Annotated in this window: 11 protein-coding genes; 5 read left to right on the top strand and 6 right to left on the bottom strand. The window is 30.9% G+C overall.

Annotated features, from left to right (window positions below):
• Positions 1 to 11: 11 nt before the first annotated feature.
• Positions 12 to 491: a WapI family immunity protein gene (locus tag B3578_RS04730; protein WP_291047144.1), complete on the bottom strand. Its 480-nt coding sequence runs from the start codon at positions 489 to 491 to the stop codon at positions 12 to 14.
• A 352-nt stretch (positions 492 to 843) separates the two neighbouring features.
• Between B3578_RS04730 and B3578_RS04725 the strand changes: the two genes are divergently transcribed.
• Both B3578_RS04725 and B3578_RS04720 read left to right on the top strand, forming a co-directional pair.
• A complete protein-coding gene (locus B3578_RS04725) occupies positions 844 to 1527 on the top strand; it encodes a DUF6261 family protein (RefSeq protein WP_286494767.1) in 684 nt (227 codons plus the stop codon).
• Between the two features lie 149 nt (positions 1528 to 1676).
• On the top strand, positions 1677 to 2783 hold the full coding sequence (locus B3578_RS04720; RefSeq protein WP_221854136.1) for a TlpA disulfide reductase family protein: 1107 nt from the start codon (positions 1677 to 1679) through the stop codon (positions 2781 to 2783).
• A 74-nt stretch (positions 2784 to 2857) separates the two neighbouring features.
• On the opposite strand, the gene B3578_RS04715 is transcribed toward B3578_RS04720, so the two are convergent.
• Genes B3578_RS04715 through B3578_RS04700 form a run of 4 tightly spaced genes read right to left on the bottom strand, consistent with a single transcriptional unit; the run spans position 2858 to position 7570 of the window.
• Complete coding sequence (locus B3578_RS04715) at positions 2858 to 4429, bottom strand: DHA2 family efflux MFS transporter permease subunit (protein WP_219033731.1); 1572 nt, start codon at positions 4427 to 4429, stop codon at positions 2858 to 2860.
• A 21-nt stretch (positions 4430 to 4450) separates the two neighbouring features.
• Positions 4451 to 5644, bottom strand: a complete 1194-nt coding sequence (locus tag B3578_RS04710; protein ID WP_038332984.1) for an HlyD family secretion protein — start codon at positions 5642 to 5644, stop codon at positions 4451 to 4453.
• 11 nt (positions 5645 to 5655) lie between these two features.
• Positions 5656 to 6951: a TolC family protein gene (locus tag B3578_RS04705; protein ID WP_286494765.1), complete on the bottom strand. Its 1296-nt coding sequence runs from the start codon at positions 6949 to 6951 to the stop codon at positions 5656 to 5658.
• Positions 6941 to 7570 (bottom strand): TetR/AcrR family transcriptional regulator, encoded by a 630-nt coding sequence (locus tag B3578_RS04700; protein ID WP_280062831.1) that lies wholly within the window; start codon positions 7568 to 7570, stop codon positions 6941 to 6943. Before B3578_RS04700 ends, B3578_RS04705 begins: the two co-directional genes overlap by 11 nt.
• 105 nt (positions 7571 to 7675) lie before the next feature.
• On the opposite strand from B3578_RS04700, the gene B3578_RS04695 reads away from it, so the two are divergent.
• From B3578_RS04695 to B3578_RS04685, 3 genes are all read left to right on the top strand, one after another.
• Positions 7676 to 8947 carry a DUF2851 family protein gene (locus tag B3578_RS04695; protein ID WP_125349609.1) on the top strand — a complete coding sequence of 424 codons (1272 nt, stop codon included), beginning with the start codon at positions 7676 to 7678 and terminating at the stop codon, positions 8945 to 8947.
• Positions 8948 to 9169, top strand: a complete 222-nt coding sequence (locus tag B3578_RS04690; protein WP_125349608.1) for a PspC family transcriptional regulator — start codon at positions 8948 to 8950, stop codon at positions 9167 to 9169.
• A 133-nt stretch (positions 9170 to 9302) separates the two neighbouring features.
• Positions 9303 to 10502 (top strand): helix-hairpin-helix domain-containing protein, encoded by a 1200-nt coding sequence (locus tag B3578_RS04685; RefSeq protein WP_286494764.1) that lies wholly within the window; start codon positions 9303 to 9305, stop codon positions 10500 to 10502.
• Between the two features lie 85 nt (positions 10503 to 10587).
• Here B3578_RS04685 and B3578_RS04680 read toward each other — a convergent pair whose 3' ends face one another.
• Positions 10588 to 13500: a M16 family metallopeptidase gene (locus tag B3578_RS04680; protein WP_291047143.1), complete on the bottom strand. Its 2913-nt coding sequence runs from the start codon at positions 13498 to 13500 to the stop codon at positions 10588 to 10590.
• Between the last annotated feature and the right edge of the window lie 16 nt (positions 13501 to 13516).

Here is a 13516-nt window from a genome sequence, read left to right as displayed (position 1 = left end):
CTTATTTTTTATTATAATACATCGTATTTATTAGATATATTAAAATCACCAATTATTGGAAATGCTTTGGTAATTTGATTGAGTTGGTTAATTATATCTTTAAGAAAAGTTTGGTCAAAATCAATATCAAAAGTTAGATTCGCAGAATATATACCCGATTTATCATTACACTCAATACTTGCTCTTAATTTACCAGAACCATCTCCTGAAATATCAATTTTACAATATTCTTCTAAATCAGAAAATATTACTTTTCCATCTAATTTATTATATAAAATTGCGAGCTTTTGTTTAAAATCTTCAAAAGTTATTGTTAGAATTTCAGCTGAATATTTACCTTGAAATGCTCCTCCTTTAACCTCAATATAACAATTAATCCAATTATTATCATAATCAATTTCTGAGTTATAGTTTATTAGATTTTTTGTCGAAATTCTTATAAAATTTCCTTGACTTTTTATTTCAAAAAATAGATTTTCTGTTGAGTTCATTCAGTGTAATGTTTGGAAAGCTTGTATATAACTAATTTCTTGTAAATATAATTGTTTCTAAAATTACATTCGTCTAAAACAAGTCTGTTTGTAATAAACGTAAGATTACATTCATCTAAAACAAGTCTGTTTATAATAAATGTAAGGTTACATTCATCTAAAACAAGTCTGTTTGTAATAAATGTAAGGTTACATTCATCTAAAACAAGTCTGTTTGTAATAAATGTAAGATTACATTCATCTAAAACAAGTTTGTTTGTAATATCTGTAAGGTTATATTGATTAATAATATATTGACTATATTTATAAAACATTAAAAATAAATGAATTATAAACACTTAATTAACCTGTTATGAAAATTAATTTACAAAAATTATCGACAAAAAATCTGGCGACATTAGCGCAGCGAACTATCAACTCTTCTCAAGCCGGAAATTACACCATTGTAGAGAACCACCCTTTGTTGCTGTCGCTTATTGCGAGTTATCAAAACTACGACACGGTATACACAAAGTTGACCTATAGCGGAAAAGGAAAAGAGGTGGCGACAGCGGATAAAGAGAGAGATGTTGCATTTAGTAACATGAAGGCTTTCTTGAATGGTTATCGTAAATTGACTTCTGTCGCGAACTATCAAGATGCGGAAGCTTTGTACAAAGTTTTCCAAATGTTTGGACTGGATTTAGACAGATTGAGTTATTCTGCCGAAACAGCTCAATTGAAGAAGCTTATCGAAGAATTAGAAAAGCCAGATAATACATTGCGTATTATTAACTTATCGCTTGTATCAGCTTTTGATGATTTGAAAACAAAACATACCGATTTTGAGATATTATTTGCGCAACAAGCAGAGGCTAATGCAGATCTTCGTCAAATATCGAGTGCGTCATCTTCTCGAAAAGAATTGGAACAAGTACTGCGATCTTACCTCAATCTAATTACAGCAATGAAAGATGTACCGGATTGGTCTAATTTGTACCACGATTTGAACGAGATTGTAAAAGCAGCAAGAAATAGTGTGTTGCCTGCAAGTTGAACAAGTAAACAAACGAGCCGAAATTGTAAAAATACTAAACGTTAATTATTGAATAATAAAACCTCCACCCAAATTGCTTGGGTGGAGGTTTTTTTGAGATGATTTTTCGAAATATTTAATTAGATTTATAAATAATTAACTACATAATAATGACTAAACTATTAACACTAATTATCTTATTTGTTTTTACAAACTTATTTGCTCAAAAACAATTTACTATTTCTGGAAAACTTGATGGATTTGATGAAAATGCATTGGTCAAAATAAGTATTAATAATGCTCCTATTGATAGTGTCGTATTAGTTAAAGGGGGTTATAAATTAGAAGGAAAATTAAAAGAGGTTCCATCTTCGGTTTATATTACAGTCAAAAATGGAAAAGATTATCATTCTGCACTTCTTTTTATTGGTAATGAAAAAATTACACTAAATGCCACAAAAAAAGATTTTCCTTATGATGTAAAAACTTCTGGATCTGAGTATGACGAGATGAGGTATAAATATGCTCAGTTTGATAAAGATTATACGATAAAACGACGAGAATTTTTAACTGATATGATGTCGCTTCGTGAACAAAATAAATGGAATGATAGTTTACAAAAAGCATACTGGGGTAAAGTAGAACCTTATGGTAAAATAACTGCATTAGATAATGAATTTGCAAAGAATAGTCTTCAATTTTATCAAGATAATATAAATTCATACTATACACTTTCATTAGTTAATTCATACAAGACAGAATTGTCAAAAGAAGTTTTAATTGATTTGATGAATAAGTTAGAATCTAAATATAAAAAATCAGCCTATTACAAATCTATCATGACAGATATTAATACAGAAAAGTTAAATATTGGCGACAGTTATATAGATTTTATGGCGTATAATCAATCAAATAAAAAAGTTAATTTTTCAGATTATTTCAAAGGAAAATATGTGTTATTAGATTTTACAACTTTTTATTGTGGATTCTCTTTAGAATCTATTCCTGTTTTAGATCAAATAAAGACTAATAATCGTGATAAGTTAGAAATTGTAAGTTTCTATGTAGATAAAGAAGAAATTGGTTATAAAAACTTTCTTTTAAAACATGCAGAAGATTGGATTTCGCTTTGGGATAAAGAAGGTAGAACAGGAGGTACTTATACAAAATACAAGATTATCGGTACACCAACTTTTTATCTTTTTAATCCAGAAGGAAAACTTATTCTAGCAGATTTTGGATTAGATGAAAAGAAAATTACAGAATCAATCAAATAAAAAAAATCCATCCCAATAAATTGAGATAGATTTTACATTTATAAAAAACTGAAAATTAAAATAATTATTCTTTTTTAATGTCCTGCACTGATTACTTTACCTGCTCCTTTTTTGATAAAGAACAGAATAAATGGAATACAGATTAGGAAAACTACACCCAAATACAAGAAAACATCCATATAAGTTAACACAGTTGCTTGTTTGGTAACTTGTAAATCGAGTAGGTTATAGGCTTTATTTAATGCTTCATTTGGGGCAAAACCTTTACTAATGAAGCTCATTTGTAAATTCTGAATATGTTTTTGTACATCAAAATCGGATGTATCAAGATGCGAAACTAAATTTGTTCGGTGTCCAACTGTCCAACGAGAAATAAATGTTGTAATAATCGCGATACCAAAAGATCCTCCTAACTGACGCATCATTCCTGTAAAGGCAGCTCCTTCACCAATTTGTTGCCCTCTCAAACTTGAAAGTGAAAGTGTGGTAACAGGTACAAATAATAATCCCAATCCAACTCCACGAACAATTAATGGCCAAAAGAAATGCTCGGAACCTGTGTCTGGTGTTAAGATTTTGTATGACCAAAAACTGTAACAGAAAAAGATAAAGAATCCTCCTGCAACCATGTATTTTGGTGGTACACCTTTTTGTAACATTGTTGCGATGATTGGCATCATGAATGCAGTCATCAACGACGAAGGAATTAATAATAAACCTGCATCAGTTGCAGTCCATCCTAAGATTGATTGTGTATAAATTGGAATAATGAATGTCGATCCATATAATCCAAATCCTAAGATGAAGGATAAAATAGTACCAACTGCTAAGTTGCTATCTTTCAGTACACGTAAATTTACAATTGGATGTTTGAAAACTAATTCTCGCCAAACAAATAAAATGAATCCGAAGAAACTTGCGATACTCAAGGTTACAATTGTCGAATCTGAGAACCAGTCGTCTTGTTGTCCGTGTTCTAATACATATTGTAACGATCCAACTGCAATGGCTAACAAAATAATTCCCAAGAAATCGACTTGACTTAGTTTTGATTTCTCTGCATATTTTGGGCTACGAACAAATGATATCGTTAACAATACGGCAATAATCCCGATCGGAATATTGATGTAAAATATATATGGCCAAGACCAATTATCAATAATATAACCTCCTAAAGGCGGACCAAGCGTAGGACCAACAATAACTCCCATTCCATAAATTGCCTGCGCTAAACCACGCTTTTCGGGTGGATAACTTTCGGTAATGATGGTTTGCGAAGTTACCAACAGTGCTCCACCACCAAGTCCTTGAATAAATCGGAACAAGATAATTTCCCACAACGTTGTTGCATTTCCACAAAGAAATGAGGCAACTGTAAAAATGATAATCGAAGCCGCAAAATAATTGCGTCGTCCAAATTGTTGCGACAACCAGCTGGTCATCGGTACTACAATTACATTGGCAATTGCGTAAGCGGTAACCACCCACGCAATATCAGTTAAAGAGACACCCAAACTACCTTTCATGTCATTCATCGCAACGTTAACAATTGTTGTGTCAACAATCTCTAACAATGCACACATGATGGCGGTAATGGTGATGATTACACGTCTTGCACCATATTCAACTAAATTATTTTCTTCCATAATTTTTCTGAATAGGTGTTATTACTTTGCAGAAGTATTCGATTTTAAAAGAATATCAGCTTCCACGTTCATACCTGGACGAATCATTTTCAACATTTCGTCTTTTTGATCGATAAATTCGATTTTAATAGGAAGACGTTGAACTGTTTTTACGAAGTTACCAGACGCATTATCTGGAGGTAATAACGCAAATTTAGCACCAGTTGCAGGAGATAAAGACGTTACTTTCGCTTTGAATTCGTGGTTTGGATATGCATCTACTTTGATGATGGCTTCTTGTCCAACTCTAATTTTTTCTAATTGAGTTTCTTTGTAATTTGCCACAACCCAAATATTATTTGTAGTCACAATATTAAACAAAGATTGACCAGCTTGAACCAATTGTCCTGGTTGTAAATTAATTTTAGAAACTTGTCCATCTTCAGCTGCAATTACATACGTATAAGACAAATATAATTTTGCATTATCGATGTTTGTTTTGCTTTGACCTATTGCTGCTTCCGCTACTTTTATTTGTGCTTTTGAAGCATCAGCTTGCGCTTTCGAAGTGTTCACTTGTTTTGCTGTAGCTTGCGCTTGTTTTGCTGTAGAAGCTAATTGAGCACGAGAAACACCTAATTGTTCTTGTACAATTCGCAATTGCTTTTCAGCTGTTTCTTTTGCTGCTAAAGCTTGCTCGTATTGTTGTTTTGTGATCGATTGATTTTGGTATAATTTATTGTAACGATCAAAATCATTTTTCGTTCTCCAAACTTGTACTTTTGCTGCTTCTACATTTGCTTGAGCTGTATTAACACTTGCTTGAGCTGTTTCGATTGTTGTATTTGCTGCAACAGCACCAGCTTCTGTCACTCCAATTGCTGCACCAGCTTGAGAAACACCTGCGTGAGCAACTCCTAATTGACCTTCTGCTTGTAATAGAGCATCTTGCGATTGTTGCAATTTCAAGGCAAATTCAGATCCGTCCAAAACAACTAATGTATCACCTTTGTGAACCATTTGGTTATCTTCTACTAAAATCTTCTGAATGTATCCTGAAACTTTAGGTATAACAGGTGTTATTTTTGATTCAATTTGTGCATCATCAGTAATTTCGTGCGCTTGTCCGTGTAAATATTTATAAACTCCATATCCACCTCCAAGGATGATTAATGCTCCTAAAACGATGATAAATTTTGAATTTATTTTTTTCTTTTCTTGATTATTTTCTTCCATATCGAGAGGTGTTATTGTACGTTTTCTAATAAAATTCCTGTAGTATAGTAATATTCGTAGATCGCTAATTGTTCGTCAGCATCTCCGACAACTTGATTGATTTTTGCTTGCAATTGTTGTACATCTGCTTCTAATAAATCGTCTGTATCAGCCAATCCGTTGTCATTTTTATCTTTTACAATTCTGTAGTTTTCGTTCGCTTGTTCTACAGCTTCTTTGTAAACATTATTTTTCTTTTTTGCTAAATCATACTTTTGAAAAGCTTCGTTCATTTCAACTTTAGCTTTATCAATTGTCGTTTCTTTTTGCATCTCATTTTCTAATTTCTGAGCTTTTGCAATTTCAACTTCTGCTTTATTTTTATACAAAGAAGATAAATCATATTTCAATCCAACACCAACATTTGTTGCATTTGTAACCGAAGCAACTTTATCAATATCCATCGCAATATATCCAGCTGAAACCGCTAATTGAGGGTAATAAGCTGCTTTCGCAATTTTGATTTGACTATCAGCAATCTGATTTTTTACATCATATGATTTAACATCTGTACGATTGACGTAATCTTGAGAATTTTGATTGATGGTTTTCAAGGTTTCTACATTATCAACATGAACGATTTTACTTTCGTCTTGTCCAGTCAATAAATTCAATCGGTAATTAATGTTTTTGTATTGCGTTTCGGCTTCATCAATTGCAACTTGCACATTCGATGCTTGTAATTTTGCTCTCAACAAATCATTTCTCGCGATGATTCCGTTATCCAAAAAGTTTTGAAAATCTTTCACACGTTGATTTGCTCTCACTAAGTTTTCATTCAAAACATCGATAGAACGTTGCGTTTTGTACAATCCAAAATATAAATTAATAGCTTGCCAAACCACATTTTCTTTTGTTGCTTCGATTTGTAAGTTTGATAAATCAACCATCAATTCACTGCTTTTGATTGCATTTTTAATTTTAAATCCAGCAAAAACAGGGACAGAAGCACTTGCTTGTCCTAATAATAATTGGCTCGGTTCAACTCCCATTCCTCCACCAGAAGATTGCATCGGAAGTTTGATGTCTACATTTGTTGTCGTAAACAAATGCATGTATTGTCCACTCAACGAAATGTCTGGTAAACGATTGTTTTTCGCGCTTTGTACTTTATACTCACTTGTATTTTTAGCAGCTTCGGCAACTTTCACAGATTTGTTGTTCTGCAAACTTTGTTGAATAACTTCCTGCAAAGAAACGTTGGTTTCCTGCGCATGAGCGAAAGTAGCAACAACTAAACAAATCGGTAAGAAAATTTTATTTTTCATCGTATAGTAAAATTGCTTTTAAAGAATCTATTAAATAAGGGTAATATTCTTCGTGAATATGTTCTGTAAACTCTTCATGAGAAGATAATCCCCATTGTTTCATATATGTTTTTTCGTTCAAAATCAAATAAGATGTTCCACCAATAACTACCATTACAACAGCTTCGGCAGGAGCTTTTCTTTTAAAAACGCCTTCAGAATATCCTTCACTAATAATATTTGTGATATATTCTAAATTTTTTGTTTTTAAGTCATTGACTTTACAATCAATTTCTAAAATTGAATCTCTTTTCGAATATTCTCTTGCCATAATTCGATGAAATTCAGGTTTATCCAAAATTCTATTCAAATAAGCTTTTAGGATTGACTGTAACTTTTCAAATGGAGAAAGTGTAGAATTTTGTGAAATTGAGGCCAATGATTCATTGAAAGTTGTGATACGCCAACTAAATAAATTCTCGACCAATTTATCTTTTGATCCAAAATAATAGCTAATCATCGCAATATTAATGTTTGCTTCTTTTGCAATTTCTCGAACACTTGCAGCATCAATTCCTCGTCTTCCAAAAACTCGTTCAGCCGCGCCCAAAATTTCTATTTGCTTCTCACTTAATTTCATCTTATAAAAATTGAACGCGCAAAGTTAAACAAACGTTTAATTAATTTAAAAAAAATAAGTATTTATTTTAATGATTTTTTATAATTCATTGATTAACTTTTGTCTATGAAAGAAATTTTTCTACATCATATTTGGAAATTGAATCAATTTTCACATCAAAGCTTACAAACTTTTCATGGAGATTTCATTGAAATTGTGAAAGTTGGAAAGTTAAACCATCATGCTGGGCCAGATTTTTTGGAAGCAGAAATCATCATTGGCGATAAATTGTGGATTGGAAGTGTCGAAATGCATGTCAATTCTTCGGATTGGAATTTTCATCAACATTCGAATGATTTATCGTATCAAAATGTGATTTTGCATGTTGTATGGAATCACGATTGTGAAGTTGATATTTTGCGTCAACGTAATGTACAAACTTTGATTTTACAAGATTTTGTAAAACCGGAAATTGTTTTTAATTATCAAAATATTATTAATTCTAAGTTGGATAAAATTTATTGTGAAGAATTTTTAGATTCAATTGATTTGAAGCAATTTTCTTTTTGGTTTGAACGAATTTTAATCGAACGTTTCGAAGAAAAAACAAACGATATTGTACAAATTTTAGAACACAATAATTCCAATTGGGAAGAAACATTGTTCAAAAGTTTGGCAAAGAATTTTGGATTAAAAGTTAATGTAGAAACTTTTGAGATTTGGGCAAATTCTTTTCCGTTCAAAGTTTTGCAAAAAATACAATTTAATGCCCAAAAAGTTGAAGCCTTGTTTTTTGGACAAGCCAGTTTTTTAGAAGAAAACTATGAGAATGATTATTCTAAGCAATTAAAAAACGAATATCAATTCCTGAAAAATAAATATCAATTAGAATCAATTGAAAATAGTTTGTTCCGATTTTCGAAAATGCGACCAATTGGTTTTCCGACGATTCGTTTGGCGCAATTAGCATCGATTTATGTGAATTATCAAAGTTTGTTTTCTGAAATTATTCAGCCAAAAAATTTGAAAGAATTTTATAAAATCTTCGAAAATTTGGAATTAAATTCTTTTTGGGAAACGCATTATACATTTAAGAACGAATCAAAATTTCAACTCAAAAATCTTTCAAAAGATAAAATAAATAATTTGCTCATCAATTCTATTATTCCGATTCGTTATGCTTTTGAGCGACAAAAAGATGAGGTAGAAATTGATTTTTATTTGGATTTATTAAATGAAATGGAAGCGGAAAATAACTCGATTTTAGATGAATTTGAACGAATTGGTTTTGAAAATAAAACCGCAAAAGATTCTCAACAATTAATTCAACTTAAAAAAAGATATTGCTCCGAAAAAAAATGTTTAAATTGCGCTATCGGACAACAAATTTTACGTTAAATGAAAGATCAAATTAGGAATTTTACTGAAACAGAATGGTTTAATGTGATTTCGCGATTTGCAGACAAATTGGGAATTCGCGTTGCAAAATTACGTTTGATTTTCATTTATTTAACCTTTGCAACTTTCGGTTTAACCTTTATTGGTTATTTTATTATGTTATTCTTTTTTTGGGTAAAAGATTGTTTTGTTATCAAACGAAAATCGGTTTTTGATTTGTAAAAAATATTTACAAATACTTAAAACCTTTTATTAATTTTAGATTTCTTAATTTGTTAAATATTTGATGGTTATGTCGTTTTCGATATCGTGAGTGTTTGATAAGGATATTATTTTCACTTCTTTTCCAACCAAGATGAAATATTTAAAAAAATCTACTTTTTACCTGAATAAATCGCAAAGATTTGGCTTGTATTTATTATTTGTTTTGATTTTGTTATTTGAGATTTTTCAACATATTTCAGTTGAAAAAGAAACATATCAATTATCAGAAGCAGATAAAGCTTTGCTAGCAAATTATCAAAAAACTCCGAAAAATTATACATTTAATTCTACTTCAAATAAACAAGTAAAAGATTCAATCAAACCCTTTAACCCAAACGAATTATCTTTAGAAGATTGGATGAATTTAGGGTTTTCGGAACGTCAAGCCGAAGTCATTTTGAAATATAAAGGAATTGTTGGCGGAGAATTTACATCGAAAGAACAGCTTAAGAAATGTTATGTTATCGATGAAGGAAAGTATAATGAATTAGCTCCTTTTGTTCTTTTACCAGAACAATCTAAATCGAGTTTTATAGATTATTCATCACCAAAAACTAAAATAGTTTACAAAAATTTCAATCCAAATGATTTGCCACAACAAGGCTGGGAAAAACTTGGTTTTTCGCCAAAACAGGCAGAAATAATCATGAAATATAAACAGATTGTTGGAGGAAAGTTTACCTCGAAAGAGCAATTGAGGAAATGTTTTGTGATTGATGATGCGAAATATGCAGAGATGAAAACGTATATTTTGTTACCAGAAAAATCAAAGGAAGATGAAAAAAATGAGAAAAAACAAAGTGGCAAAAAGATTCAATATGTAAAATTTAATCCAAATAGTTATTCTGAAAATGATTGGCAAAAAATAGGTTTTTCGTCTAAACAAGCTGCTTCAATTATGAAATATAAAAATATTTTGGGAGGTCAGTTTAAATCGAAAGAACAATTGAAAAAATGTTATATGATTTCGGATGAAAAATATGCAGAAATGGAATCTTATATTGATTTACCTGAAAATGTAATTTATAAAGCTGAGCAGCCAAAAGTTGAACAGTCAAAAAGTGAAGATAAAGTAGCAGAAAAAATAGAAATAAAAGGTAAGTTTAATCCAAATAATTTGAGTCATGAGGATTGGATAAAACTCGGTTTCACAGAGAAACAAGTAAATACGATTCTTAATTTTAAACGTTCGTTAGGTGGGAGTTTTAAAGATGCAAAAACATTGAAAAGATGTTATGCGATAAGTGAAGAAAAGTTTAGGGAAATTGAGCCTTATTTGGTTTTTGAGTGATTATTCATTCATAGGTTAGTTTTAAAAAATAAACGCGTTATAGGATTTCCTAAACGCGTTTATTGGTTTTTATAATTTCTGATTATTAGTAGTTAAACAGCTCTTCTAACGTTAATTCTTTTACTTGTCCAAGTTTTTCAACAGATGGCCAATCTAAGTTTTCTTTCTTACCAATTAAACCAACATTGAAGTTTTGACCTTTGATATGTTTTTGGAAAAATTGATCCAATTGTTCTAATGTTAATTTAGATGTTTGATCGTAAATATCTTTATTGATATCATAATTTAGACCTTTATCTTGTAATGATAACCAATAAAAGAACACATTTGCTTTTGTATAACGACTTGTAGCGATTTGCTTAAGTGCTGCTTGTTTAGAATTATTGAATTGATTTTCTGCTTTTGGCATATTATTCATTAATTCTTTCATTGCGTCAACAGCTTGTGGCAATTTGTTTGCTTGTGTTCCAATTACAGCTCTTACATAATTGTAATTATCTTTTTTATTTGCATTAATGTAATAAGAACCAGCAGAATAAGCCAATGATTTAGACTCGCGAATTTCTTGGAAAACGATAGATGACAAACCTCCACCAAAATACTCATTGAAAATTCCTGTAGATGTCAACAAAGTTGGATCATATTTAGTATCACGAGCAAAGAAATTAATTTCCGCTTGTACCATATCGTAAGGAGCAAAATATACTTTGCCATCTGTAGCTGGTTGTGGATATTCTTTTTTCTTAGGATAATCTAAATTTTTCCCGAAATTATGATTTTGTTCAATTGCTTTTTTCGTTTCCGCTTCATTATTTCCGTAATAGAAAATTTGGTGCTTGTAATTAAAGAAATCTTTGATGATTTGCGTTAATTCTTTTGGATCAATAGCTTTCAAATCAGCTTCAGAAATAATATCTCTCGAGCGATTATTTGGTCCATATTGCGCATAAGTGTTCAACAAAGAAGAAATCACGTTTTTGTTCTTTTTTGAATTTTCTCTTGATTTCAAGATTGTTTTCACATATTCTTGGTAAGATTCATTATTTGCAACGGCATCACTTAAAAGATGTTCAAATAATTTGATTCCGCTTGTTAAGTTCTTTTGTAAACCTGTGATATAAACAGAAGTTCTTTCTGTACCAGGATTAACTCCATAATCAACACCAATTTTATAAAACTCTTTTTTCAAGTTTTCTGGCGAATATTTGGACGTTCCTAAATAATTTAAGTAATTAATCGCTAAACCAAGCTTTTTGTTATTGTCTGATCCCATATCCGCGATATAGTAAACAGAGCTAATATCGTTTGTCTTGTTCTGAATCGAAGTGAATTTTGCATTCTTGATTTTACTTTCGTTCAATTCTTTTTTGAAGTCAACAAAAACTGGTTTAATCTCACTTGATTTAATCTTCATGAAATCTTTGTACCAAGTAGATTCAGCATCACGATTCAATTGAATTGGCGTAATTCCAGGATTCGAAACACGTACCAAATCCTTGTTTTCACCTTGACGTTTGTAAACAATTACATAATTATTCGTATAATTATTCTTTGCAAAGTCCATTAGTTCTTGCTTTGTTACACGACCCATATCATCGTATTGATCGACAACTTCTGCCCAAGGAACATCATTGATATATGATTTGTACAAACTTGCTGCTAAAGAACGAGTATTTTCCCAGCTTTTCATACGAGATTTTCTTAAATCATTTACAACTGCTTCTATCATCCAATCATCAAATTCCCCTTTTTTGATTTTTTCAATCTGAGCAATTAATAAATCACGTACTTCTTCTAAACTTTGTCCCTGTTTTGGAGATCCAGAAAAAGAATGCATACCATAATCTCTAAAGAAAGAAGAAGAGCTTCCTGCTCCTAATGTTTTTTGCTGTTGATTGATATTTAAGTCGATTAATCCAGCTGTAGAATTACTTAAAATATAATCAATTAATGTTACATATTTTGCATCAGAACTTTTTGCTCCGTTAAAACGGTAAGCAAACTGAACACGTTCCGAAGATGGACTAAAAACTTCGCTTGTTACAATTGTTTTAATCGGCTCTTCTTTTGCAACATATTGTGCAGGAGCTGCTTTTGTAGCATAATTTCCAAAATATTTGTCAATCATTGGAACAGCCGTATCAAAATCGAAATCACCAATCAACATCACAGCCATATTGCTCGCTACATAATATTTATCGAAATAATTATGAATTGCAACCATTGATGGATTTTTTAAATGTTCTGAAGTTCCAATAGTTGTTTGTGTTCCGTAATGCGATTTTGGAAACAATGTTTCCATCATTTTATAAAAAACTAAACGTCCATCATTGTCTTGTGAACGATTAAATTCTTCGTAAACGGCTTCTAATTCAGTATGAAAAAGACGTAAAGTTAATTCACTAAAGCGCTCAGATTCTACTGTTAACCATTTCTCTAATTCATTATTCGGAATATTATTATGATAAATTGTTTCTTCTAAAGATGTATGTGCATTAGTTCCTGATGCTCCCAAAGATGAAATTAATTTATCGTATTCGTTTGCCACAGCATATTTGGATGCTTCTTGCGAAACTTGATCAATTTTTTTATAGATTTCTACTTTTTTTGCAGGATCTTTTTCTGCTTTGTGCTGTTCGTATAAATCTGAAATTTGTTGGATCAAAGGTTTTTCAACAGCCCAATTTTGTGTTCCAATTTTAGAAGTTCCTTTAAAAACCATATGCTCTAAGTAGTGAGCCAAACCAGTATTGTCTTCTGGATCGTTGTTAGAACCTGTTTTTACAGCTATATGAGTTTGGATTCTTGGTTCGTCTTTTATTTGAGCCAAATAGATTTTCAAACCATTTTTTAGCGTATAAATTCTTGTATTCGAAGGATCATTTTCTACCATTTCGTAGGTATATCCTTTATTGTCAGTTTTTTTCACTGTTTTTAATTGTGCGTGAGTAAATACAGAACCAAAAATGATTCCGCAGATCAAAATAGATTTCCTCATGTATTAATTTTTTAAG

The sequence above is a fragment of the Empedobacter sp. UBA1574 genome, from assembly GCF_002322895.1.
GTDB classification, from domain to species: domain Bacteria; phylum Bacteroidota; class Bacteroidia; order Flavobacteriales; family Weeksellaceae; genus Empedobacter; species Empedobacter falsenii_B.
This window is presented reverse-complemented; position numbering and strand designations above follow the sequence as displayed.